Consider the following 23802-nt stretch of genomic DNA (forward strand, 5'->3'; position numbering starts at 1 on the left):
GACGCTGCCGGGGTCGACCGGCGGAGGGCGCGCGACCGGGTCGGCGCTCCGGTCACGGCGCCTCGGTGGGCCTGCCGTGGTCGACGAGGTCGCCCGACGCGGTGCTCCGGTGCTCCCAGCACGCCCGCAGCGACGTCAGCGCTGCCGTGATGGCGGGTCGCCTGCCCGCCCTGGTGCGCCACACCGCGAACAGCCGCCGGGTCGGGGTCGGGTGCAGCGGGACCGCGCGCACGGTCGGCGGCAGCGCGCCCCGGCCGAGCCTGGGCAGCAGACCGACGCCGATGCCGTGCGCGAGCAGGGCGATCTGGGTCTCGTACTCGCCGACCCGGTGCGCGAGGTCCGGTTCGAGGCCCGCGCCGCGGAACGTCTTGACCAGCCAGTCGTGGCAGACGGTCCCCTCCGGCTGGCAGATCCAGCGCTGCCCGGCCAGGTCCTCGGGGACGAGGAACGGGCGGTCGGCGAGCGGGTGCGCGACGGGCAGCAGCACGTCCGCGTAGTCCTGGCCCACCGTGCTGCGGGACAACGACTCCGGCACGGCCAGCGGGGTGTTGACCCAGTCGTGGGTGACGGCCAGGTCCAGTTCGCCGCGGGCGACGGCCTGGAGGGCGTCGGGCGGGTCCAGCTCGACCGTGCGGACGTCGAGGGCGGGGTGCCGGGTGATCAGGTCGACCAGGACGAGCGGCAGCAGGCCCCGCGCGGCCGTCGCGAACGCGCCGATGGTCACCGTGCCGACCGCCGCGCCGCGCTGCTCCTCCAGGGTCACCTCGGCCTCCTCGACCAGCGCCAGCACCTGCGCGGCGGTGGCGGCGAGCCCGTAGGCGGCATCGGTCAGCGCGACACCGCGACCACGGCGTTCCAGCAGCGTGGTGCGGGTCTCGCGTTCGAGCTTGGCGATCTGCTGGGACACCGCGGAGGGCGTGAAGCCCAGCACGGACGCCGCCGCGCCGACCGAGCCGTGGGTCGCGACGGCGTGCAGCGCGCGGAGCCTGCCGAGGTCCATCATGAAGCAATGCTAAACCCTGGGGTGAAGCAAATCTCGCTGGTGCTTAACTGTCGGCCCACCCAGACTCGGTCGGGTGAAACCACGGCACGCCGCTCTCGCGGTCCTCGTCGCGGCCATCTGGGGCGTCAACTTCGTCGTCGTCGAGATCGGTCTGCGGAACTTCCCACCCCTGCTGTTCTCCGGTCTCCGGTTCCTCGCCGCCGCCGTCCCCGCCCTGTTCCTCGTCGGCCCGCCGAGGGTCGCGTGGAAGTGGGTGGCCGCGGTCGGCCTGGTCCTCGGCGTCGCGAAGTTCGGCTTCGTGTTCACCGGCATGCACGCCGGGATGCCCGCGGGGCTGTCGTCGCTGGTGCTCCAGAGCCAGGCGGTCTTCACCGTCGTGTTCGCGGCCGTGCTGCTGCGCGAACGGCCGCGCCGCACGCAGCTGATCGGCATCGGGGTCGCCTCGGTCGGCATCCTGGTGATCGCCCTCGACCACGGCGTCGGCAGCCCGCTCGGCGCGTTCGCGCTGGTGGTCGCGGGCGCGGCGTGCTGGGGGCTGTCCAACGTCATCACCCGCTACGCGAAGCCGCCGGACGCGCTGAGCTTCATCGTCTGGGTCAGCGCGGTCGCCGTCCTGCCGCTGCTGGGGCTGTCGCTGCTGGTCGAGGGCGTCGACGCGGACCTGGCCGCGCTGGCGGCGTTCGACTGGACCGGCGCGGCGGCGCTCGGGTACGTCGCGTGGATCTCGACGCTGCTCGGCTTCGGCCTGTGGGGGTACCTGCTGCGCGAGTACGACGCGGGCACCGTCGCACCGTTCTCGCTGCTGGTGCCGGTCGCGGGGATGCTGTCGGCGTGGCTCGTCCTCGGCGAGGAGCTGACCGTCCTGCGCTGCACGGCCGCGCTGCTGGTGATCGCGGGCATGGCGAGCACCGCGATCAGGCCCCGTCAGCCGGAACCGGGCAGCGTGCTCTCCCTGGCGGCGTTGAGCAGCGTCAACGTCCGCTCGAAGTCGGGGAGCGACTTGATGAACCCGTCGAGCATCACCTGCGAGTCCCCGCCCCCGTCGCGGTAGATCTTCACGCACTCGCGGGCGCCGGGCACGAGCAGCGCCAGGCCGGCCCTCCAGGACTCGGCGACCTCGGCGCCCGGCGGTTCGGGGAACGCCGCCGCCTCCTCGCTGCGCGCGCTGGCCTTCTCGCAGGCCTCGGCGATCCGCGCGGTGTCCTCCGCCTCGAACGCCTTGAACACCTCGTCGCTCGCGAACCTGACGGCCATGAACTGGTCGAACCCGCCGCCGTACTGCCAGGTGTTGACCGCCTGGTCGGTGTTCACCACCACCTCGGGCCCCGCCTCCGGCAGCAGCGCCGCCGCCCGCGGGGCCTTCGGCCACCACACCACCGCGACCGCGGACACCACCAGCACGGCCGCGACCACCAGTCGACCCGAACCCCGCCGCGGCACGACCGCACCACGGGCGAAGACCGCTCCACCGAGCGCGGCGACGACACCCAGCACCGGCAGCACCTGCGACGGGCGAGCGGCCAGCACGCTGTCGACCTGCCAGCCGTCCAGGTGCAGCGCCCAGATCCCCAGGCAGCCCACCACCCCGACGACCCAGGTGGCCAGCAGCGCCGTGACCAGCTCGGACCGCCGGGCGACGAGCGCGGCGACCAGCACCTGGACGGCGACCACCGCCACCAGTTCCCACGCCGACCGGGCCGCGGCGGCCTCCGGCGTACCGCCCGCGGTGAAGGACAGCGCCACCGCGACCACACCCCACCCGGCTGCGCCGACCAGTCCCGCGAGCACGCCGAGACGCGCCGACCCCCGGCCCAGCAGGAGCGGCACGAGCCACAGCAGCGCCACCGCGGCGGCCGTGAGGACCCGGTCGGAGTTCAGCAGGAACGGCACCACCACGATCCCGGCCACCCGCCCGTACCCGCTCACGAGGGTGAAGGCCGGACCCAGGTGGTCGCGCCAGAGCACCTCGGCGACCAGCAACTCCCGGAACCACCCGAGGAAGCTCAGGCACACCACGACCACGGCGGCGGCGGACACCGCGCCGAGCCACCCCCGCGCCCGGTCGGCGAGCCGCACGGCCACCAGTCCCGCCCAGGCGCAGACGAGCGCGGTGACCAGCACGAGGATCGCCGCGCCGAGCACCACGAAGCCGTTGCCGAAGATCCGCGCCGCGGCGCGGGACAGGTCCAGTTCCAGGCCGATCGCCAGCCCCAGCCCCAGCCCCAGGCCCGGCCGGACGAACGTCCACCGCCCGACGCCGCCCGCCCGCAGGTACGCGGCGCCGCGCAGGGCGATCACGCACACCAGCGAGGCGACGGCGACGCTCCACACCACGCGCATCACGAGGAACGACTCGTTGCCCTCGCGGTACCAGCTGATCCCGCTCAACCCGGCGACCAGGTGCGACCAGGCGAGCTGGATCGCCAGGCCGCTCATCAGCGCCTCGCCGAAACCGTTGCGCAGCAACGACTTCGGGTCGCTCATCGCGGCGTTCCGCGCGACGCGGGTCGGGTGGATGGCGATCCACCTCAGCACGCGGCGGTGCTCGGGTTCCGCCCTGAGCGTGCGGTAGGGATCGGTGTCGTCGGTCCACAGCGCGACCAGCGCGTCGGCGTAGCGCTCACGGGAGCGCAGCACGGCGGTGCGCGCCGCGTACACCAGCAGCACCAGCAGGAACACCCGGACGAGCAGGCCCGCGGTGATCGGCGAGTCCAGGTTGGGGAGGTTCCAGTCCAGCAGCGGGCTCAGGTAGAACACCAGGTACGGCAGCAGCACCACCGACAGCACCGCCCGCCACACCGAGAGCGTCGCGTAGGTGGTCGCCACGTCGCCGTTGCGGACGTGCGCCAGTTCGTGCAGCACCACGGCGTCGAACCCGGCCCGGTCGCGGTCGAGCAGCGCCACCAGGCCGGCGTCCAGGCACACCACGGGTTTCCGGCGGGTGCCGAACGCGACCCCGCCCGCCCGCGTGCTGTACGGGTCCAGCCGGAACTCCGGCGCCCGCGCCAGACCGGCCTTGGCCACCAGTTCGCCGAGCGGGCCCTCCAGCTTGCTCCACAGCGCCGGGCAGGACTCGTGGTCCAGCAGTTCCAACCGCGACCGGCGGACCCGCCACCGCGGCAGGACGACGTAGACCACGGCCGCCACCAGCAGGAGCAGCGCCACACCACCGACCAGCCACCCGATCCGGGGCAGGAAGAGACCCGACATGCACTCGCGGTACAGGGCCCACTTGGCCTCGTCCGGGTCGACGCTGTTCGTGGACGTCAGGTACAGGTCCGCCCTCACCTGGCAGCTCGCGTCCTCCAGGAACGGGTCCGCGGGCCACGCGGAGGCGAACGAGCCCGCGACGAACCAGGTGGTCGCGAGCGCCAGCGCCACGAGCGTGCCGAAGCGCAGCGTCGTGCCGGAGGGCGTGCCGAGCAACTCCGGTCTGCCGGACCCCACTACAGCTCGCGCTCGAGCGTCGTCCGGACCGCGTCGCCCACCTTCTCCGCCAGGTCGTCGGCCACCCCGAGTTCCTTGGCGCGCTCGATCGCCAGCGCGCGCAGGCCGTCGAGCTGGTCGGCGGTGATCTCGGGCGCGTCCTTGGGGCGGCGCAGGCGCTTGAACAGCTTGCCGCCGCGCTCGACGAGCGCCTCGCCGGTCTTGTCGAGCAGGTGCTCGTACACCGCGGTCGCGACGCCCAGAGCCACCGGTGACAGCAGCGCGATGGCGATGTCGATGCCCGACCCCAGCACGGCCCCCGGCCGGTCGCGGTCGGAGAGGACCTTCTTGGGATCGCGGAGGTAGGCGCGGCTGACGGGCTCGAAGAGAGCCAGTTCGTCCGGCGCGAGATCGGCCACCACGCTGCGAGCGGTGTCCACGACGAAGTCACGTTCGGCCATCGCGCCTCCTCGGTCGGAGTTTCCTGTCTAGTCCGTGATCACCACGGCCACACTCGACCATTGTGGTGAACGATGATCTCCACCGGGACGGCATTCGGAATTCCGATGGCGTCAGGTGGGAGCCCCCGGAGGCACGAACGGGAGCCCCGCGGGCGCGCCGCCGTCGAGCAGCCGCCGCACGGCCGAGGTGTCCAGGTGGTCCGCGACCAGGTCGCCGAGCAGGTCGAGCTGGGCGGCCCGCGCGGCGGCGAAGTCGACGTCCTCGGCGGGCGTGAAGCCGTCGCGGCCGGACCTGTCCGCGGCCCAGCGCAGGAACGCCCGCCGGAACCCGTCGTTCTCCAGCAGGCCGTGCCAGTGCGTCCCCGCCACCGACCCCGTCAGCGCGCCCTCGCCGACGCCGTCCGGCAGCGTCACGAGGGTGTCCAGGTCACCGCGGCGCGCGACCCGGCCGTGGTGGATCTCGTAGCCCGTGACGGGTTCGCCGAACGCGGTGCCCGACGGCCGGTGCAGCGTCTTGGCGGGCTCGAAGCGGACGTCGAGGTCCAGCAGGCCGAGGCCGTCCACGGTGCCCGCCCGCGACTCCACGGCGTCCTCGATGCGCGTGCCGAGCATCTGGAACCCGCCGCACACCCCGAGCACCGGCAGGCCGCGCCGGGCGTGCGCGGTGATCGCGTCGGCCAGCCCGGTCTCCCGCAGCCACGCCAGGTCGGTCACGGTGGCCTTGGAGCCGGGCAGCACCACGAGGTCCGCGTCCGCGACCCGCGACGGCTCGGTGACGAACCGGACCGACACCCCCGGCTCGCACGCCAGCGCCTCCACGTCCGTGGCGTTGGAGATCCGGGGCAGCCGCACGACCGCGACCCGCAGCCACTGCTCGCCGACGGGCGGCTTCGGCCTGCCGATCACGCCGTCCGCGCTGTAGGACAGCGAGTCCTCCGCGTCCAGCCACAGCTCCTCCCGCCACGGCAGCACGCCGAGCACGGGGCGGCCGGTGAGGGCCTTCAGCTGGTGCAGCCCCGGCTCCAGCAGCGCGGGGTCGCCGCGGAACTTGTTGACCACGAACCCGGCCACCAGCGCCTGGTCGGCCGGGTCGAGCAGCGCGAGCGTGCCGAACAGGTGCGCGAACACACCGCCGCGGTCGATGTCGCCGACCACCAGCACCGGCAGGTCCGCCGCCCGCGCCAGCCCCATGTTCGCGATGTCGTTCGCCCGCAGGTTGATCTCGGTCGGCGACCCGGCGCCCTCGCAGACGACGGCCTCGTAGTCGTTCCGCAGCGAGTCCAATGTGGACAAGACCGTGCGGAGCAGCTCGGCCTTGCGCTCCCGGTACGACAGCGCCGACACCTCGCCGACCGCGCGGCCCAGCACGACGACCTGCGACGTCCGGTCCCCACCCGGCTTGAGCAGCACCGGGTTGAACCGGACGCTGGGCTCCAGCCCGCACGCCGCCGCCTGCACGGCCTGCGCGCGGCCGATCTCGCCGCCGTCCGGCGTGACCACCGAGTTGTTCGACATGTTCTGCGCCTTGAACGGCGCCACGCGGACCCCCTCGCGCGCCAACCAGCGGCACAGCCCGGCCACCAGGACGCTCTTGCCCGCGTCCGAGGTGGTCCCGGCCACCAGCAGCGCACCGGTCACGACCGCACTCCCCCCGTCCACCCGCTCAGACTGACATCATTCCCCCCATGGTCGACGTTCCCGCCACCACGGTCCTGGTGCACAGCCCCTTCCTCGGACCCGCCACCTTCCGGCCGCTGGCCGACGCGCTCGCCGCGCACGGTCACCCGGTGGTGGTGCTCGACCTGAGGGTGAGCGTCAACTCGGCGCCGGTGCACCAGCGGATGATCGGCGAGTTCGCCGACGCCGTCGACGACTCCGCCGTGGAGGGCGAGGTGGTCCTCGTGGGCCACAGCGGGGCAGGCCCGCTGCTGCCCGCGTTCGCCGACGCGCTGGAGACCCCGGTCGGCGCGCTCGTCTACCTCGACGCCGACCTGCCCACACCGGGCAAGAGCTGGCGCGAGACGTTCTCGCCCGAGCTGATGGCGCACATGCGGAAGATCTCCCGCGAGGACGTCATGCCCCGCTGGGACCGCTGGTTCCCACCGGAGCTGCTCCCGACCCTGATCCCGGACCCCGCGCAGCTCGCGGAGATCCTGGAGGAGGCCCCCGAGGTGCCGCTGGCGTTCCTCAAGGAACAGCGGCCGTCGGTGCCCTGGCCCGGCCCCTCGGCGTACCTGCGGCTCAGCGCCGAGTACGCCGACGCGGCCGCCGCGGCGGCGGAGCTGGGCTGGCCGGTCAGCGAGCTGGACCTGCACCACCTGGCGGCGGCGACCCACCCGGAGCAGGTCGCCGCGGCGCTGGTGGCGCTGCTCAGCAGACTGTGAGGATCTCGGCCCCGTCCTCGGTGACCAGGATCGTGTGCTCGAACTGAGCGGTCCAGCTCTTGTCCTTGGTGGTGATCGTCCAGTCGTCGGCCCAGGTGTCGTGCTCGATCCCGCCGAGGGTGATCATCGGCTCGATCGTGAACGTCATGCCGGTCTCGATGACGGTCGGCACGTGCGGCGCGTCGTAGTGCAGCACGACCAGGCCGCTGTGGAACGAGCGCCCGATGCCGTGCCCGGTGAAGTCGCGCACGACGCCGTAGCCGAACCGGTTCGCGTAGGCCTCGATGACCCGGCCCACCACGTTCAGCTGGCGGCCCGGCTTCACCGCCTTGATGGCCCGCACGGTCGCCTCGTGCGTGCGCTCCACCAGCAGCCGGTTCTCCTCGCTGACGTCACCCGCCAGGAAGGTCGCGTTCGTGTCGCCGTGCACCCCGCCGATGTAGGCGGTCACGTCGATGTTCACGATGTCGCCGTCCTCCACCACCGTGGAGTCCGGGATGCCGTGGCAGATGACCTCGTTCAGCGAGGTGCAGCACGACTTCGGGAAGCCCCGGTAGCCGAGCGTCGACGGGTAGGCCCCGTTGTCGCAGAGGAACTCGTGCGCCACCGCGTCGATCTCGTCCGTGGTCACGCCGGGCACCACGACCTTGCCCGCCTCCTGGAGCGCCTGGGCGGCCAGCCTGCCCGCGACCCGCATGGCCTCGACCACCTCGGGCGGCTGCACCCACGGCTCGTCGCTCCGCGTCGGGCCCGGCTTGCCCACGTACTCGGGGCGGGCTATCGCGGCGGGGACGGAACGGCGGGGGGACAGTTCACCTGGCTTCAGGGCGGCACGCACGGACATGCCTCCACACTACGGCGCGAGACCGGTCGGGCGTCACGTGGTCGCCGCGCGGGAGCGACCACCCGCAGGCAGGCGGCCAGGGCGGCGGTCGCGAGCTGCTCGGCGCAGGTGACGAACGCCTCCAGGTCACCCAGGGAGCGGCGACCACCTCGCCCCGACCGGTGATCGAGATGTGCTCGCCCGCTCCCGCACGTCGGGCGTGCCCGGTGGCGTGGTGACGGGGTTCTCCCAGCCCGATCCGCTCCACCGGCACCGTGCGCCGCACCGGGAGCAGGTCGCTCAGCCCAACGCCCGCAGGAACTTCCCGGTCACCTCGATCGCGGGCACGGAGGAGTTCGCGCCCAGCACCAGGGTCGCGAAGGCCAGGTCGCCCCGGTACCCGACGAACCAGCCGTGGGAGTTGACGCCGTCGCCGAACTGGGCCGTGCCGGTCTTCCCGCGCACGTCCGGGATGTCGGCGAGGAGCTGGGCCGTGCCGACGTCCACCACCTCGCGCATCATCTGGCGGATCGGCTCCAGCACGGTCGGCGCGATGGTGGCCGAGCGGTGGTCGACCTTGGTCTCCTGGCCGCGCAGCAGGGAGGGGATGGGCTGCTCGCCCCTGGCGACGGTGGCCGCCACGACGGCCATGCCGAACGGGCTGGCCAGGACCTTGCCCTGGCCGAAGCCGTCCTCGGCGCGCTCCACGACGTCGGTCGCGGGCGGGACCGAGCCGGTGATCGTGGTGATGGCGGGGACCTCGAAGTCGACGCCGAGGCCGAGCTTGTCGGCGGTCTTGGTGAGGGCGTCGGCGGGCAGGCCCGCGGCGATCTCGGCGAACGTCGTGTTGCAGGAGAAGGCGAACGCGCTGTGCAGGGGGATGGTGCCCTTGTCGAAGTCGTGGTCGTTCGGCACGATCCGGCGGCCGTCGATGGTGGTCTTGCCGGGGCACGGCACGGCGGTGTCGGCCTGGACCTTGCCGTCCTCCAGCGCCGCGAGGGCCGAGACGATCTTGAACGTGGAGCCGGGGGCGAACTGGCCCGTGAGGGCGATGGCGCCCTGGACGTCGGCGGGCTCGTTCTGCGCCACGGCGAGGATGTCGCCGGTCGACGGCTGGATCGCCACGAGCATCGCGGCCTCCGGGAGCGGCTCCACGGCGTCCTCGGCCGCGACCTGCACCGCCTTGCTCAGCGCGGTCTTGACCGCCTCGGCGGGCTCGGACGCCTTCTCGTGCAGGCCCTCCAGCTCGTCGCCGCCCGCCGCCACGGTGTAGACGCGGAAGCCGGAACGGCCCGCGACCTGCTCCTCCACCGACTTGCGGATGGCGGGGAGGATCTGCGAACCGAACTTCTTCACCGGGGGCAGCAGGCTGGTCCGGGTGCTGAACCGGACGCCGGGCAGCTCGTAGATCTGCGGCTTGACCGCCTGGTAGTCAGCGTCGCGCAGCGCGGCCACCTGGTAGACCTGCCCCTCGGGCACCTTCGCCGCGCCGTCGGTGATCGACTGCTGGGTGATCGCCTTGTCGAACGGGGTCAGCGCGGTGGCCAGCGCCGCGGTGACGGCGGGCAGGTCGGTGATCTCCTTGCGGTCGAGCAGGATGGACACGACCGTTTCGGGCGCCAGCAGCGGTTCGCCCTCCCGGTCCAGGACCGGCGCGAGGTTCGGCGTGAGCTCCGCGAGGGCGAGGCTCTGCTGCGCGGCCAGCTTCGGGTGCACCAGCGACGGCAGCCAGTGGACCTTCCAGTCGTCGTCGTCCCGGCGCAGCTCGACCTTGCTCTGGTAGTTCCAGACGTGGTTGTGGCCGAGGTTCCAGTCGTAGGTGATGGTCGCGTCGGCCGTGCTGCCCTCGCCCTCCGCGTTGCGGACCTGCTCGACCTCGACGCTGACGGACTCCGGCTTCAGCGCGGCGCGGACCTTGTCCAGCAGGTCCTTCGCCTGACCCGGATCGTCGGTCATCGCCGCCGCGGCCTGCGTGTCACCGCTGGAGAGGTGGGCGAGGAAGTCCGAGGTGATCTGGTCGGGACCAGGCCTCGACTGGAACAGGCCGCAGCCGGTCACGACCAGCAGGGCGCTCAACACGACGGTCAACTCAGGGTTCACCCGCACGGCGGCAGTATGCCGCAACGCCTCAGAACAGCACCGTCGCGTACTGACCGACCTGGGTGAACCCGATCCGCTGGTAGGCCGACCTGGCGACCTCGTTGTACCCGTTGACGTAGAGGCTGGCGGTGCGGCCGAGGCCCCGGACCAGCCGGTCGGCGACCGTGGCGGTGCCCGCCGTTCCGATGCCGTGGCCACGGCGGTCCGGGCGGACCCACACGCCCTGGATCTGGCCGACCTTGCTGGACAGGGCACCGATCTCGGCCTTGAAGACGACCTCGCCGTTCTCGAACCTGGCGAACGCCCGCCCGCCCGCGATCAGCTCGGAGACCCTGGCCCGGTATCCCGCGCCGCCGTCCTCGGCGCAGGGGTCGACGCCGACCTCCTCGATGAACATGGCGATGGCCGCGGGGAGGTAGCGGTCCAGCTCCTCCGGCCGGACCGGGCGCACCAGCGGGTCGGGGGCGACGTCGGCGGCCTTGCCCAGCGCCATGAGCGGCTGGTCGTCGCGGACCTCGCGCGCGGGACCCCAGTCCGGCTGCAACTCCTGCCACAGCCCCAGCACCTGCTCGGCCGGGCCCACCAGCGAGGAGCACATGCGGCCCCGGCGCCTGGCGCGGTCCGCGAAGCTGCGCAGCGCGGACGGGTTGCCCTTCAGGGGGATGAGGTTGGGGCCCGCGAAGCAGAGGCCGTCGACCCGGCCGCCCCGGAGCGCCCGGTGGTCGCAGGCCCACACCTCGCCGCCGAGGCGCCACGGGTCGAGGCCCGCCACCTCGACCCGCGCGGCGACCATGCACGAGGCCACGGGATCGGCCTCCAGCAACCCGAGCACTTCGGGCAAGTCCCGTCCGTCCAACAGCCGCGCACCGGCCAACCTGAGCACGTCTCCCAGCCTGCCAGATGGACGGTGGATCGCGCTCGCCCCCGGTCGTGTCCCCTGGCTGGTCGACCGGGTTTTTCGCCGACGTCGGACGAACGCTCGATTCATCGATCGAGAATGCGAAAAAGAAATCGGCCACGCGACCGTGCGCGTGACCGATTCCCGGTGGAGCTGTTCCGGTCAGCTCACGCTGACCGCGGGCACCGAGCCCTCGACGGGCTCCATGTCCTCCGCGAGGCGCATGGCCTCCTCGATCAGGGTCTCCACGATCTGGTGCTCGGGAACGGTCTTGATGACCTTCCCCTTCACGAAGATCTGGCCCTTGCCGTTGCCGGAGGCGACACCCAGGTCGGCCTCGCGGGCCTCGCCGGGACCGTTCACGACGCAACCCATGACGGCCACGCGCAGCGGGACCTCCATGCCCTCCAGGCCTGCGGTCACCTGCTCGGCCAACGTGTAGACGTCGACCTGGGCGCGACCGCAGGACGGGCAGGACACGATCTCCAGCTTGCGCGGGCGCAGGTTGAGCGACTGGAGGATCTGGATGCCCACCTTGACCTCCTCCACCGGAGGGGCCGAGAGGGACACGCGGATGGTGTCGCCGATCCCCTGGCGGAGCAGCGCGCCGAACGCGACGGCGGACTTGATCGTGCCCTGGAACGCGGGACCGGCTTCCGTGACGCCGAGGTGCAGCGGGTAGTCGCACTGCTCAGCGAGGATCTCGTACGCGCGGATCATGACGACCGGGTCGTTGTGCTTGACCGAGATCTTGATGTCGTGGAAGTCGTGCTCGGCGAACAGCGACGCCTCCCACAGCGCCGACTCGGCCAGCGCCTCGGGCGTGGCCTTGCCGTGCTTGGCCATGAGGCGCGGGTCGAGCGACCCCGCGTTGACGCCGATGCGGATCGGCGTGCCGTGGTCCTTCGCGGCGGCCGCGATCTCCTTGACCTGGTCGTCGAACTTGCGGATGTTGCCGGGGTTCACCCGAACGGCCGCACAGCCCGCCTCGATGGCCGCGAAGACGTACTTCGGCTGGAAGTGGATGTCCGCGATGACCGGGATCTGCGACTTCCTGGCGATGGCGGGCAGCGCGTCCGCGTCGTCCTGCGAGGGGCAGGCGACGCGGACGATGTCGCAGCCGGACGCGGTCAGCTCCGCGATCTGCTGGAGCGTCGCGTTGACGTCCGAGGTCAGGGTCGTGGTCATCGACTGCACCGACACCGGGAACTCGCTGCCGACGCCTACCGAGCCCACCATGAGCTGCCGGGTCTTTCGACGATCGGACAACACCGGCGGCGGCAATGCCGGCATACCGAGCATGACGCCGTCACTCATGGAATAGCACCTCTCACTGGGGAAGTCTGATGGGGTTGACGAGGTCGGCGGTCACGGTCAACAGCGTGATGCCGCCACCGATGAAGATGACGAAGTAGGTGAGCGGGAGGAGCCGCATGTAGTTCACGGGCCCGCCCGCGGGCTTGCCGCGGAGCTTGCGGAGCCAGTCTCGCACCCGCTCGTAGAGGTTGACCGCGATGTGCCCACCATCGAGTGGAAGTAGCGGCAGGAGGTTGAAAACACCGACGAAGAAGTTCAGGCCCGCGAGCATCAGCAGGAAGAACTGCCAGAGGCCCTGCTCGGCCGCGTCACCGCCGAGCCTGCTGGCCCCGACGACGCTCACCGGGGACTCCAGGTCGCGCTCCCCGCCGCCGATGGCCTTGACCACGGCCGGGATCTTCTCCGGGAACTTGAGCAGGCCCTTCCAGGTGTTCTCGAACATCGTGCCGGTGAACGCGGTGGCACCGCCGATCGCGGTGATCGGGTTGTACTCGAAGTTGGACCGCCAGGCGACGCCGATCGCGCCGACCTCGCGCGTCTCCGTGGAGCCGTCGGCCTTCCGGTACTCGCGGGTGACCTTCGGGACGTCCATCGTGACCTTGAGCTCCTGGCCGTCGCGCAGGACGGTGAACTCGGTCGGGCCGCCGCGCTGCTGGGTCTTCGCCAGCAGGTCCTGCCACGTCGGCGTGGCCTCGCCCGCGACGGCGACGATCTGGTCGTCCGGCCGGATGCCCGCGCTCTTCGCGGGGGCCGGGGCGCCGGGGGCGCACGCCGCGTCCGTGGCGCCGCTCTGCACGCAGTCGCTGATCGACGCGATGATCGGCTCGTTCTTCAGGTTGGGCAGGCCCATGGTCGCGGCCATCGCGTAGAGCACGACGAAACCCACGATGAAGTGGGTGATCGAGCCCGCCGAGAGCACCACCACGCGCTTCCAGGTCTTCTGCTTGTAGAAGGCGCGGGGGGCGTCGTCGGGGTGCACCTCCTCCAGCGCGGTCATGCCGGTGATCTCGCAGAACCCGCCTGCGGGGATCGCCTTCAGGCCGTACTCGGTCTCGCCCTTGCGGAACGACCAGATCTTCGGCCCGAACCCGATGAAGTAGCGGGTCACCTTCATGCCGAACGCCTTGGCGGTCAGCAGGTGGCCGAACTCGTGCAAGGCGATGGAGACGCCGATGAGCAGCGCGAACAGCACGATGCCCAGGATGTTGACGACCACGTTCAGTCCCTTCCAGACTCCACCGAAGTGGCCACGAGTTCCCGTGCTCGCGCGCGCGCCCAGTCCTCGGCCGCCAGCACCTCGGCGACGTCGGCGGGCTCGTGCGCCCATCCGTCCGCCTCGGCGAGCACTCGCGAGACAGTGTCCACGATGGAGGTGAAAGCCGTGTTGCCACCGAGGAAGACGTCGACGGCCTCCTCGTTCGCCGCGTTGTAGACGGCGGGCAGGCAGCCGCCCGTCGACCCCGCGTGGCGGGCCAGCTCGACCGCGGGGAAGGTGTCGCCGTCCAGCGGTTCGAACGTCCACGCCGTCGCCACTTCGAAGCTACACCGCCGTGCGGCGCCGGGGACGCGGTCCGGCCAGCCGAGGCCGAGCGCGATCGGCAGCTTCATGTCCGGCGGGCTGGCCTGCGCGAGCGTGGAGCCGTCGGTGAAGGCGACCATGGAGTGCACGACCGACTGCGGGTGCACGACCACGTCGATCCGGTCGTAGGGGATGCCGAACAGCAGGTGCGCCTCGATCAGCTCCAGCCCCTTGTTGATCAGGGTGGCCGAGTTGATGGTGATCACCGGGCCCATCGCCCACGTCGGGTGCGCCATCGCCTCCGCCGCGGTCACGCTCGCCAGCTCGGCGCGGGTGCGACCGCGGAACGGGCCGCCGGACGCGGTCAGGACCAGCCGGTCCACCTCGTCGGTCCGGCCGCCGCGCAGGCACTGCGCGAGCGCGGAGTGCTCGGAGTCGACGGAGACGAGCTGCCCCGGCTTGGCGGCGTTGAGCACGAGCGGGCCGCCCGCGATCAGCGACTCCTTGTTCGCCAGCGCCAGCAGCGCGCCGGTGTCCAGCGCCCGCAGCGTCGGCTCCAGGCCGCGCGACCCGGTGATGGCGTTGAGCACCACGTCGGCGGGCGTCGAGTCGATGAGGTCGAGCACGGCGGACGGCCCGGCGAAGACGCGCGGCATCCGGAACCCGCCCCTGCTGTAGCCGCGGCGCTGGGCCTCGGCGTAGAGGGCGAGCGTCACGTCCTCCGCGGCCGTGGCGCGCGTCACGGCGACCGCGCCGACGCCGAACTCGACCGCCTGGCGGGCCAGCGCGGCGGGGTCGGCCCCGCCGGCGGCGATGCCCGCGACGGTGAACCGGTCGCGGTTCGCGGCGATGACGTCGAGGGCCTGGGTGCCGACCGAGCCGGTCGACCCGAGGAGGAGCACCGAGCGTGCGGCCGTGGTGAGCTGCGACGCCGGTCGTGGAGCTTGCGCGGAGGAGTCCATCACCGTCCATTGTCCCGGAAGCGACCTGATGGACCGCATGGCGGTACTCAGGTCACAGAATGATAAATCAGGCGTAGGGCGATCAGAACCAGGGCATTCCATCCCCGAACGCCGCGGGGGACAAGCCCGTCGCGGCCACGCTGGAAGGAGAGCCCCCGTGGGCATCTTGGGCTGGATCGTCCTGGGTCTTATCGCGGGTGCCATCGCCAAGGCGATCATGCCGGGCAAGGACCCCGGCGGCATCATCGTCACGATGCTGATCGGCATCGTCGGCGCCATCCTCGGTGGCTTCATCGGCCGCGCGCTGTTCAACAGCGACATCAACAACTTCTTCGACCTGAGCACGTGGCTGCTGGCCATCCTCGGCTCGCTGGTGCTGCTGGGCATCTACCGGCTGGTCACCGGTCGGCGCGCACACGCCTGACCCAGTCCCGCGACGAGGGCCGTCCCCACCGGGGGCGGCCCTCGTCGCGCGTCAGCCCGCCAGTCCGGCGTCCCTGGCCAGCAGCGCGGCCTGCACCCGGTTGGTCAGCCCGAGCTTCGCGAGCAGCCTGCTCACGTAGGTCTTCACCGTCGCCTCGCTCATGTGCAGCCGCTGCCCGACGTCGGCGTTCGACATCCCGAGGCCCAGCAGCGCCAGCACCTCGACCTCGCGCTCGGTGAGCCCCTCGACCTGCCGCTTGGCCTCCTGCCGCCGAGGCTGCCCGGCGTGGGCCACCATCCCGACGACCCGGCTGGTCACCATGGGTGACAGGTAGGCCTCGCCCGCGTGGACCGCTCGGACGGCCCTGAGCAGCTCCTCCGGCGCGGAGTCCTTCAGCAGGAACCCGGCGGCCCCCTCGGACAGGGCCCGGACGATGTTGTCGTCCTCACCGAACGTGGTCAGCATCACCACCCGCACCGACGGGGCCACCGACTTCAGCTCGCGGGCGGCGGCCAGCCCGTCCATCCTCGGCATCCGGATGTCCAGCACGGCCACGTCGACGCGCCGCTCCAGGGCGATCCGGACCGCCTCTCGCCCGTCGCCCGCCTCGGCGACCAGCTCGATGTCGGCCGCGGTGCCCAGGATGGCCTTGATGCCCGCCCTCATCAGCGGTTCGTCGTCGGCGATCAAGACCCGGATCACGCTCACTCAGATCCTCTGCATGTGGGAGTTCTTCTCGACGACCCTGCCGTCCGCGAAGCAGAACCGCAGGACGAGCTGACCGCCGGAGGTGTAGGTCTGCTGGTCCGACAGACGGTATTCGCACGTGGAACCCGGCGGCTCGGGGGCCGACCTGTCGCGCAGGTCCCCGACCGCCGCGGACGAGCCCCCGCTCTGGAGGTGCGCCCGCACCTCGGCCTCCGGCTGGCCGGTGTACACCGAGTCGTAGAACGACCTCTGCACCACGTTCGTCACGGGCTGGAGGCCGATCCAGGTGTAGCCGCCGACGACGACCAGCACCACCAGGCCCGCCGCGACGATCGACCCGACCCCGGCCCACTTCCGCACGCCGGACCGCGCCATCGAGGCCTCGGCCACCAGCACCTCGTGGCTGTCGTCCGGCTCCTCGGCGACGGTGGTGTCCTCGTACGGCAGCACGGCGGCGATCCGGAACCCACCGGCGGGCAGCGGTCCCACGTGCAGCAGGCCGCCGGCCACCCGCACCCGCTCCCCCAGGCCGATCAGCCCCACACCGGGACCGCCGTCGACGACCCCCGGCCGCGGCGGGTTGTTGCGCACCTCCACCACCAGCGCGTCCGGCTCGTACTTCACCGTCACCTGCACGCTCGCCCCCGGCGCGTGCTTGTTGGCGTTGGTGAGCCCCTCCTGCGCCACCCGGTAGGCGGCGTGGCTCACCTTGGACGGCAGCGGGCAGGCGACCCCGCCGCGCACCAGGCTGACCCGCACCCCGGCCCGCCGGGCACCGTCGACCAGCTCGTCGATCGCCTCGACGGTCCGCCGCGCCAGGTCCTCCTCCGGCGGGTCGTCGCGCCGCAGCACGCCGATGACCCCGCGCAGCTCCTCCATGCCGGTCAGCGCGGCGCTGCGCAGGACCTGCACGGCCTCCCGCTGCCTCTCCCCCAGTTCGCCGTCGAGGGCGAGCGCCCCGGCGTGCACCGAGATCAGGCTCAGCCGGTGCCCCAGGCTGTCGTGCATGTCCTGCGCGATCCGGTTCCGCTCCCGCAGCCGGACCTGCCTGGTCAGCATCGCCCGTTCCCGGCGCATCCGCTCCTCGCGCTCCTGGAGCGCGGCGACGAGGGCGTTGCGCTGCGAGATGTACCGCCCCACCAGGAACGGCAGCGCGACCACCATGCCGTAGACGGTCAGCATCACGAACGACCCGAAGAACCCGCTGAGGCCGGGGACACCGCCCTCCCACTGGAGCATGTGCAGCGCGAGCCCGAGCACGGCGGTCAGCAGCGCCCGCTGCCACGACGTGATCCGGTGGCCCGCCGAGTAGGCCACCACGACCATCAGCGCGACGCCGCCGATGTCGGTGCCGAACACCACCAGCAGCGTGATCAGCAGCGTCAGCGCCGGGAAGGCCAGCCGCAGCGCGTACAGGGCGGCGAACAGCAGCGTGAGCCCCACCAGCGTCCACCCGGAGGGGTGCTCGTCGCTCAGCCAGCCGGGCAGCAGGTCGAGCACCAGCACGAAGGCGAGCCCGAGGACCTCGCTGCCGACCCGCCACGGCGTCACCCGCCGAACCCGGTCGACGGCGTCGCGCAGGTAGGCGACCGGCCACTGGCGAACCCCGGTGAACTCGGGCAGGAACCGCTGCACGACGGTAGTCACACCCCCAAACTACGAGACCGGCCCCGATCTGTCGGCGCTCGTTCGTCGCTTCGCCGCACGACGAAAGTTGACCGGTCACCCGGTGGCGGGGCGACCCCGGTCACACCGGGCACCACCCCCGGCCCGGCCCGCCCCCGTGTGCGAAAATCTTCCCGTACCACCGGATCAGGAAGGTCGTGGCTGCTGTGTCTTCGTCTACGGAGCTGGACAAGCGTCCGGCTGTCGACGTCCACGACGAGCCGTCCGCCGAGTGGGGTTGGCACGGGTCCTTCCCGAAGGCCGTCCGCGTCGCGGGCTGGGCCTCGACCGTCGGCGTCTTCGGCCTCCTCATCGGCAACCACCACGGCCGCACCGAGGACCTGTTCCTGGTGATCATCGGTGTCAGCATGATCGCCATGCTGGTCCGCGACCAGGTGCGCAGCCGCACGTCCTGGCGCCGCTAGCGGTCCGGTGGGACGGGCCGGAGCGGCCCGTCCCCGCTCACCCGGCCACGGACAGCACGATCTTCCCGGTGCTGCGTCCGGTCTCCCCCAGCTCGTGCGCCTTGCCCGCGTCGGCGAGCGGCAGCACGGCCTCGATCTCGACGCGGATCCTCCCGGCGTCCACCAGCGCGGCGATCTCGGTCAGCGCGGCGCCGTCCGGCTCGACGAGGAACGGCGTGGACCGCACCCCGGCCTCCTCCGCCGCCTCGGCGACGCCCTCCAGCAGCCCGCTGGGAACGGCCACCAGCAGACCTCCGCGCCGCAGGGTCCGGACCGACCGGATCGCGTTGTCACCGCCGACCAGGTCCAGGACGACGTCGACGTCGGACACGACGTCCTCGAACCTGGTCGTCCGGTAGTCCACGACCTCGTCGGCCCCGATGGACCTCAGGAACCCGTGCTTCCCGGCGCTCGCCGTCCCGATCACGTGCGCGCCCCTGGCCTTCGCGATCTGCACCGCCAGGTGCCCCACCCCACCGGCCGCGGCGTGCACGAGCACCCGCTGGCCCGCCTCGACGTGCGCCGTGTCCACCAGCGCCTGCCACGCCGTGAGCACGGCCAGCGGGAGGGCCGCCGCCTCGACGTGCGACAGGCTCGCGGGCTTGAGCGCGAACTGGCGCGAGGGGGCGGTCACGTACTCCGCGTAGGCGGACGCCGCGCGCGGGAACCACGGCATGCCGTACACCTCGTCGCCGGGCTTGAGCGTCGTGACGCCGAACCCGACCTCCTCGACGACGCCGGACACGTCCCAGCCGAGGATGAACGGCGGGGCGCCGAGGACACCCGACATCCCTCCGCCCGCGCGGGTCTTCCAGTCGACGGGGTTGACGCCGGCGGCGTGCACCTGGACGAGGACCTCGGTCGGGAGCGGGCTCGGCCGGTCGACCTCCGAGAGGACCAAGACCTCCGGGCCACCGACCGTCTGCTGCGTGATCGCTTTCATGCACCCATCGTCAGACACCCGGTACCCACACGCAACCAGGCACCTTCTTCTGCCCTAGGTACCTCTGGGAAACCAGGGCTGACGTGGTACAACTTTGAGGTGGACACACCCTGCACCCCCACCACCCGCGACGTCTACCTCAAGCAGTGCCCGTGCCGGGAAGTGCTGGACATGGTCGCGAGCAAGTGGACCGCGCTCGCGATCGGCGCGCTGGAGGACGGGCCGCAGCGGTTCGGCGAGGTGCGCCGCAAGGTCGAGGGCATCACGCAGAAGATGCTCACCCAGACGCTGCGCACGCTGACCCGCGACGGATTGATCACCCGAACGGTGTACCCCACCGTTCCGCTGCGGGTCGAGTACGAGCTGACGCCGCTGGGCCGGAGCCTGGTCGAGCCGCTCAGGGCCCTGCGCGACTGGTCGGAGCACCACATCGACCTGATCCAGTCGGCGCGCGCCGACTACGACGTGACGATCGCGGCGGACACGGTCCCCGTGCGCTGAACAGGTCTTTTCGCGGATTTCCAGCACCTGTTCCACCCGGTGGGCACTGTTGCGCACACCACCACGGGTCAGTTGACCCGCACCCGCGCAGCAGCAGGCGTTCCGGCCCGCCAACCACGTCGCCCGTCGTCGCGTGCGTGGACGTCCACCGCGTAGCCGGCCCGGACGAGGGCCGCACGGCGCGGAGTCAGCCCTCCGCCGCCAACTGCCCGCACGCCGCCGCGATCTCCTGACCTCGGGTGTCGCGCACCGTGCACGTCACGCCCTGCGCCTCGACCCGGCGCACGAACTCCCGCTCGACCGGCTTCGGGGACGCGTCCCACTTCGACCCCGGAGTCGGGTTCAGCGGGATCAGGTTCACGTGCACCAGCGGGCCCAGGTGCTTGCGGAGCAGCTTGCCCAGCATGTCCGCGCGCCAGCCCTGGTCGTTGATGTCGCGGATCAGCGCGTACTCGATGGACACGCGGCGGCCGGTCTTGTCCGCGTACCCGCGCGCGGCCTCCATGACCTCGGACACCTTCCACCGGGTGTTGACCGGCACCAGCGTGTCGCGCAGCTCGTCGTCCGGCGTGTGCAGCGACACCGCGAGCCGGACGTGCAGGCCCTCCTCCGTCATGCGCTTGATCGCGGGCACGAGGCCGACGGTCGACACGGTGACGGACCGCTGCGAGATCCCGAGGCCGTCCGGCGCGGGGTCGCAGATGCGGTGCACGGCTTCGATCACGCGCTTGTAGTTGGCGAGCGGCTCGCCCATGCCCATGAAGACGATGTTCGACAGCCTGCCCGGACCACCGGGCAGCTCGCCGTCGCGCATGGCGGCGGCGCCGCGGCGGACCTGGTCGACGATCTCCGCCGTCGACAGGTTGCGCTGGAGACCGCCCTGGCCTGTGGCGCAGAACGGGCACGCCATGCCGCAGCCCGCCTGGCTGGAGATGCACAGGGTGGCGCGGTCCGGGTAGCGCATGAGGACGCTCTCGACGAGCGTGCCGTCGTGCGCCTTCAGCAGCGTCTTGCGGGTCGTGCCGTCGTCGCAGGCCACCGACCGGATCTCGGTGAACAGCGGCGGCATCAGGTCCGCGACCAGCGCTTCGCGCGTGGCGGCCGGGATGTCGGTCATGGCGGCCGGGTCGACCGTCAGCCTGCCGAAGTAGTGGTTCGACAGCTGCGCGGCCCGGAAGGGCTTTTCGCCCAGCGCGGCGACGGCTTCTCGACGCCCTTCGGCGGAGAGGTCGGCCAGGTGGCGCGGGGGAAGGCCGCGCTTGGGTGCGTCGAAGACGAGGGGGAGGGCAGTCATAGCACCTACCAGTGTCCCACGGCCCGGTGGGTGCTCCCGACCACTCTTCCGACAGTCGTCGTTGCATCGCGATACGTTCCGATATATCGTTAGCTCGTACCTACCGATACCAGTGCGAGGAGCAGTCCGATGCGAAACCCCTTCAACCACGACCACCACGGTCACCGGCACCACCGTTCCGGCGGGTTCGACGACCCGCGCCGCGGCTTCGGCGGCGGCTTCGCGGGTCCGCCGCGGCCCCCGTTCCCGCCCGACGCCGAGGTGCCCTTCCCCCCTGGCCCCCCGTGGGGCCGTGGCGGCGGCAGGCGCGGCGGGCCGCACCACGGCGGCAGGCAGCGGCGCGGCAACGTCCGCGCGGCACTGCTGGCGCTGCTGGCCGAGAGGCCGATGCACGGCTACGAGATGATCCAGGAACTGGGCCAGCGCACCGACGGCGTGTGGCGGCCGAGCCCCGGCTCGGTCTACCCGACGCTCCAGATGCTGGCCGACGAGGGCCTGGTCACGTCCACCGAGGAAGCGGGCGGCAAGAAGCTGTTCACGCTCACCGAGGCGGGCACGGCCGAGGCGGCCAAGAGCGAGGGCGCGACCCCGTGGGAACAGGTCAACGACGAGGTCGACGTCGTGTCCGCGAAGCTCCTCACGGCGTCGCGGCACCTCGGGTCCGCGATGCAGCAGATGGCGCACGCGGGCACCAGGGAGCAGAAGGGCAGGGCCGTCGAGGTCCTCAACGAGGCCCGTCGCAAGATCTACGCGATCCTGGGCGAGCTGGACGTCGAAGAGGACACCGACAGCCCTTCGGAGTGACTACCAGCGGTCGTGCACGTGCGGCCGCACCAGTTCGTCGTAGACGGCCGCGACCTCGGCCAGCGCCTCGGGGGTGAGGGGCGCGAGGTCGGCCGCCGCGACGTTGCCGCGAGCCTGCTCGGCGTTGCGCGCGCCGGGGATCACGACGGTGACACCCGGCTGGTCCACGATCCAGCGCAGCGCGAACTGGGCGAGCGTCGCGCCCGCGGGTACCAGCGGGCGCAGCCGCTCGACGGCCTCCAGGCCCACCTCGAACGGCACGCCGGAGAACGTCTCACCCTGGTCGAACGCCTCACCGTGGCGGTTGTACGTGCGGTGGTCGTCCTCGCCGAACGTCGTCGCGGCGGTGTACCGCCCCGACAGCAGGCCGGACGCCAGCGGCACCCGCGCGATGATCCCCACCCCGGCCTCGGCCGCCGCCGGGAGCACCCGCTCCAGCGGCTTGAGGCGGAAGGCGTTCAGGATGATCTGCACGCTCACCACGTTCGGCCGCGCGATGGCCAGCAGCGCCTCCTCGACCGTCTCGACGCTCACGCCGTAGGCGGCGATCCGCTTGGCCCCCACCAGCTCGTCGAGGCTGTCGAACACCTCGTCGGTCGAGTACACCGGCGTCGGCGGGCAGTGCAGCTGCACGAGGTCGATCGTGTCCACGCCCAGGTTCGCCCGCGACCGGTCGTTCCAGGCGAGGAAGTTCTCGCGGGTGTAGTTCTCCGGCACCTGCTCGACGCGGCGACCCATCTTCGTCGCGACGAAGACGTCCGAGTCGGCGCGTTCCCGCAGGAACTGGCCGACCAGCTTCTCGCTGCGACCGTCGCCGTACACGTCGGCGGTGTCGAAGAAGGTCACACCCGCGTCGGCGGCGGCGTGGAGGAGGGCGATGCCGTCACCCTCCTCCACCTGCCCCCAGTCGCCCCCGAGCTGCCAGCAGCCGAGCCCGATGACGCCGACGGGGCGTCCGATCCTGTTCGCGTTCCGGTTCTCCACGAAACGCGATCCTACGGTTGTCCGGCCTTCCTGGCGTACCGGCCGAGTTCACCTCCCGCCCCGTCGTAGAAGGTCAGCAGCTCGCCGCTGATCCCGATCCGCACGGCCTCGTCCAGCACCCGGTCGTTGGGCACGTTCGAGCAGCGGACGACCGTGGAGGGGCCGAGCCACGCGGAGAACCCACCGCCGGGCTCGACCCGGTACGCCAACGACGCCGAGTTGCAGCCGTCCGCCACGCTCCCGGTGCCGTCGCGGCCGAACTCGACCGCCGGTGCCCGCGTGTCCGAGCCGCGATCGGCGCCCGACAGGTCGAACCCGGTGATGGACACCGGTTCCCACCGCCCGACCAACGCGGGCACGGCCGTGTTCGACGCCGGTGCTCCCGACGACGGGGCCGCCGAGGTCGACGTGGCCGTCCGCACGCCGCCGGTCCCGCTCACCACCGCGCCCCCCACCAGCCCCGCCCCCACGACGAGCGCCGCGCCCGCGACGCTCGCCCGCTGCCGTCCGCGCCGAACCCGGCGCACCACGGTTTCGGCCAACCCGTCCACCGCGGACGCGTGGCGCGCGCGCTCGGCCAACGTGTCCCGCAGCTCCTCTTCGACGCTCACCTGACCGCTCCCCTCGTCCGCGTCCAACCGACTCTCAACGTCCCCAGCGCGCGGGACGCCTGCGACCGCACGGTGCTCTCGGCGCAGCCCAGCAACGCACCGATGGCGGCGTCGTCGAGGTCCTCGTAGAACCGCAGCACCAGCACCGCGCGCTGCTTGCGCGGCAGTTCCCCCAGCGCCTGCCACATCTCGGCCTGCGCGGCGACGCCGTCGGAGTGGTCGGCCACCGAAGCGGCACCCCGCTCGACCACCGCGGCCTCGGCGGGGGTCTCGGCCGCCGACCGCCGCCTCCGCCAGTCCAGATGTGCGTTCACCATGGTGCGGCGCACGTACGCGTCCGGCTCGCGCAGGCGCGACCACCGCCGGTAGGCCTTCATCAGCGCTGTCTGCACCAGGTCCTCGCCGAGGTGGGCATCCCCCGCCAACAGGTAGCCGAGGCGCTGCAGAGCGGGACCGCGCGTCCTGACGTACTCGATGAACTCCATTCGCCCTCCCCCACCATGACGAGACG

At 72.1% G+C, this 23802-nt stretch carries 22 protein-coding genes and 1 pseudogene; 6 read left to right on the top strand and 17 right to left on the bottom strand.

The window, feature by feature from the left end; all coding sequences use genetic code 11:
• Positions 1 to 52 precede the first annotated feature (52 nt).
• Positions 53 to 1003, bottom strand: a complete 951-nt coding sequence (locus AC156L_RS38260) for a LysR family transcriptional regulator (RefSeq protein ID WP_330882734.1) — start codon at positions 1001 to 1003, stop codon at positions 53 to 55.
• Between the two features lie 73 nt (positions 1004 to 1076).
• Here AC156L_RS38260 and AC156L_RS38265 point away from each other — a divergent pair, with 73 nt between their 5' ends.
• Positions 1077 to 2054: an EamA family transporter gene (locus AC156L_RS38265; protein WP_330882732.1), complete on the top strand. Its 978-nt coding sequence runs from the start codon at positions 1077 to 1079 to the stop codon at positions 2052 to 2054.
• Between the two features lie 1439 nt (positions 2055 to 3493).
• Here the strand turns inward: AC156L_RS38265 and AC156L_RS38270 are convergent.
• The 3 genes and pseudogenes from AC156L_RS38270 to AC156L_RS38280 all read right to left on the bottom strand — a co-directional run.
• A pseudogene (locus tag AC156L_RS38270) lies at positions 3494 to 4213 on the bottom strand (M56 family metallopeptidase); the annotation flags it as partial.
• Between the two features lie 236 nt (positions 4214 to 4449).
• Positions 4450 to 4890 carry a hypothetical protein gene (locus AC156L_RS38275; protein WP_330882730.1) on the bottom strand — a complete coding sequence of 147 codons (441 nt, stop codon included), beginning with the start codon at positions 4888 to 4890 and terminating at the stop codon, positions 4450 to 4452.
• Positions 4891 to 5001: 111 nt separating this feature from the next.
• Complete coding sequence (locus AC156L_RS38280) at positions 5002 to 6528, bottom strand: cobyric acid synthase (RefSeq protein ID WP_330882728.1); 1527 nt, start codon at positions 6526 to 6528, stop codon at positions 5002 to 5004.
• 47 nt (positions 6529 to 6575) lie between these two features.
• On the opposite strand from AC156L_RS38280, the gene AC156L_RS38285 reads away from it, so the two are divergent.
• Positions 6576 to 7274, top strand: coding sequence for an alpha/beta fold hydrolase (locus AC156L_RS38285; protein WP_330882726.1), 699 nt, complete (start codon positions 6576 to 6578; stop codon positions 7272 to 7274).
• Here AC156L_RS38285 and map read toward each other — a convergent pair.
• From map to dxr, 6 genes are all read right to left on the bottom strand, one after another.
• Complete coding sequence (gene map / locus AC156L_RS38290; protein ID WP_330882724.1) at positions 7261 to 8118, bottom strand: type I methionyl aminopeptidase; 858 nt, start codon at positions 8116 to 8118, stop codon at positions 7261 to 7263. The two genes, AC156L_RS38285 and map, sit on opposite strands and share 14 nt — an antisense overlap.
• Positions 8119 to 8397: 279 nt before the next feature.
• Complete coding sequence (locus AC156L_RS38295; RefSeq protein ID WP_330882722.1) at positions 8398 to 10203, bottom strand: penicillin-binding transpeptidase domain-containing protein; 1806 nt, start codon at positions 10201 to 10203, stop codon at positions 8398 to 8400.
• A 22-nt stretch (positions 10204 to 10225) separates the two neighbouring features.
• Positions 10226 to 11080, bottom strand: coding sequence for a GNAT family N-acetyltransferase (locus AC156L_RS38300; RefSeq protein WP_330882720.1), 855 nt, complete (start codon positions 11078 to 11080; stop codon positions 10226 to 10228).
• Between the two features lie 177 nt (positions 11081 to 11257).
• On the bottom strand, positions 11258 to 12412 hold the full coding sequence (gene ispG, locus AC156L_RS38305) for a flavodoxin-dependent (E)-4-hydroxy-3-methylbut-2-enyl-diphosphate synthase (RefSeq protein WP_330882718.1): 1155 nt from the start codon (positions 12410 to 12412) through the stop codon (positions 11258 to 11260).
• A gap of 13 nt (positions 12413 to 12425) precedes the next feature.
• Positions 12426 to 13628 (bottom strand): M50 family metallopeptidase, encoded by a 1203-nt coding sequence (locus AC156L_RS38310; RefSeq protein ID WP_330882716.1) that lies wholly within the window; start codon positions 13626 to 13628, stop codon positions 12426 to 12428.
• Between the two features lie 2 nt (positions 13629 to 13630).
• Positions 13631 to 14893, bottom strand: coding sequence for a 1-deoxy-D-xylulose-5-phosphate reductoisomerase (dxr, locus tag AC156L_RS38315; RefSeq protein WP_330882714.1), 1263 nt, complete (start codon positions 14891 to 14893; stop codon positions 13631 to 13633).
• Positions 14894 to 15050: 157 nt separating this feature from the next.
• On the opposite strand from dxr, the gene AC156L_RS38320 reads away from it, so the two are divergent.
• Positions 15051 to 15317: a GlsB/YeaQ/YmgE family stress response membrane protein gene (locus tag AC156L_RS38320; protein ID WP_259628091.1), complete on the top strand. Its 267-nt coding sequence runs from the start codon at positions 15051 to 15053 to the stop codon at positions 15315 to 15317.
• A 51-nt stretch (positions 15318 to 15368) separates the two neighbouring features.
• On the opposite strand, the gene AC156L_RS38325 is transcribed toward AC156L_RS38320, so the two are convergent.
• On the bottom strand, positions 15369 to 16019 hold the full coding sequence (locus tag AC156L_RS38325; RefSeq protein WP_330882712.1) for a response regulator transcription factor: 651 nt from the start codon (positions 16017 to 16019) through the stop codon (positions 15369 to 15371).
• 6 nt (positions 16020 to 16025) lie between these two features.
• Positions 16026 to 17672 (bottom strand): sensor histidine kinase, encoded by a 1647-nt coding sequence (locus tag AC156L_RS38330; protein ID WP_330882710.1) that lies wholly within the window; start codon positions 17670 to 17672, stop codon positions 16026 to 16028.
• Between the two features lie 185 nt (positions 17673 to 17857).
• Here AC156L_RS38330 and AC156L_RS38335 point away from each other — a divergent pair, with 185 nt between their 5' ends.
• On the top strand, positions 17858 to 18115 hold the full coding sequence (locus AC156L_RS38335) for a DUF2631 domain-containing protein (protein WP_330882708.1): 258 nt from the start codon (positions 17858 to 17860) through the stop codon (positions 18113 to 18115).
• 37 nt (positions 18116 to 18152) lie between these two features.
• Here the strand turns inward: AC156L_RS38335 and AC156L_RS38340 are convergent, their stop codons facing one another.
• The gene (locus AC156L_RS38340; protein WP_330882706.1) at positions 18153 to 19097 is read right to left on the bottom strand and encodes an NADP-dependent oxidoreductase; all 945 of its coding nucleotides are present in this window, start codon (positions 19095 to 19097) and stop codon (positions 18153 to 18155) included.
• A gap of 171 nt (positions 19098 to 19268) precedes the next feature.
• On the opposite strand from AC156L_RS38340, the gene AC156L_RS38345 reads away from it, so the two are divergent.
• A complete protein-coding gene (locus AC156L_RS38345; protein WP_330882776.1) occupies positions 19269 to 19598 on the top strand; it encodes a winged helix-turn-helix transcriptional regulator in 330 nt (109 codons plus the stop codon).
• 187 nt (positions 19599 to 19785) lie between these two features.
• Here the strand turns inward: AC156L_RS38345 and rlmN are convergent, their stop codons facing one another.
• Complete coding sequence (rlmN, locus tag AC156L_RS38350; protein ID WP_330882704.1) at positions 19786 to 20892, bottom strand: dual-specificity RNA methyltransferase RlmN; 1107 nt, start codon at positions 20890 to 20892, stop codon at positions 19786 to 19788.
• 129 nt (positions 20893 to 21021) lie between these two features.
• Here rlmN and AC156L_RS38355 point away from each other — a divergent pair, with 129 nt between their 5' ends.
• Positions 21022 to 21696 (top strand): PadR family transcriptional regulator, encoded by a 675-nt coding sequence (locus AC156L_RS38355; RefSeq protein ID WP_330882702.1) that lies wholly within the window; start codon positions 21022 to 21024, stop codon positions 21694 to 21696.
• Here the strand turns inward: AC156L_RS38355 and AC156L_RS38360 are convergent, their stop codons facing one another.
• From AC156L_RS38360 to AC156L_RS38370, 3 genes are read right to left on the bottom strand one after another with little or no spacing between them, the layout of a single operon-like run.
• Complete coding sequence (locus AC156L_RS38360) at positions 21697 to 22680, bottom strand: aldo/keto reductase (protein ID WP_330882700.1); 984 nt, start codon at positions 22678 to 22680, stop codon at positions 21697 to 21699.
• A gap of 11 nt (positions 22681 to 22691) precedes the next feature.
• Positions 22692 to 23291, bottom strand: coding sequence for an META domain-containing protein (locus AC156L_RS38365; protein WP_330882697.1), 600 nt, complete (start codon positions 23289 to 23291; stop codon positions 22692 to 22694).
• Complete coding sequence (locus tag AC156L_RS38370) at positions 23288 to 23776, bottom strand: SigE family RNA polymerase sigma factor (RefSeq protein ID WP_330882695.1); 489 nt, start codon at positions 23774 to 23776, stop codon at positions 23288 to 23290. The genes AC156L_RS38365 and AC156L_RS38370 overlap by 4 nt, the downstream gene beginning before the upstream one ends.
• Positions 23777 to 23802: the final 26 nt, after the last annotated feature.

It is taken from the genome of Umezawaea sp. (assembly GCF_057122925.1).

Coding starts and splice junctions, on each gene's coding strand:
- AC156L_RS38260 (WP_330882734.1), bottom strand. CDS start 1,003: ATGATGGACCTCGGCAGGCTCCGCGCGCTGCACGCCGTCGCGACCCAC.
- AC156L_RS38275 (WP_330882730.1), bottom strand. CDS start 4,890: ATGGCCGAACGTGACTTCGTCGTGGACACCGCTCGCAGCGTGGTGGCC.
- AC156L_RS38285 (WP_330882726.1), top strand. CDS start 6,576: ATGGTCGACGTTCCCGCCACCACGGTCCTGGTGCACAGCCCCTTCCTC.
- map (WP_330882724.1), bottom strand. CDS start 8,118: ATGTCCGTGCGTGCCGCCCTGAAGCCAGGTGAACTGTCCCCCCGCCGT.
- ispG (WP_330882718.1), bottom strand. CDS start 12,412: ATGAGTGACGGCGTCATGCTCGGTATGCCGGCATTGCCGCCGCCGGTG.
- dxr (WP_330882714.1), bottom strand. CDS start 14,893: ATGGACTCCTCCGCGCAAGCTCCACGACCGGCGTCGCAGCTCACCACG.
- AC156L_RS38340 (WP_330882706.1), bottom strand. CDS start 19,097: ATGAAAGCGATCACGCAGCAGACGGTCGGTGGCCCGGAGGTCTTGGTC.
- AC156L_RS38345 (WP_330882776.1), top strand. CDS start 19,269: ATGGTCGCGAGCAAGTGGACCGCGCTCGCGATCGGCGCGCTGGAGGAC.
- rlmN (WP_330882704.1), bottom strand. CDS start 20,892: ATGACTGCCCTCCCCCTCGTCTTCGACGCACCCAAGCGCGGCCTTCCC.
- AC156L_RS38355 (WP_330882702.1), top strand. CDS start 21,022: ATGCGAAACCCCTTCAACCACGACCACCACGGTCACCGGCACCACCGT.
- AC156L_RS38370 (WP_330882695.1), bottom strand. CDS start 23,776: ATGGAGTTCATCGAGTACGTCAGGACGCGCGGTCCCGCTCTGCAGCGC.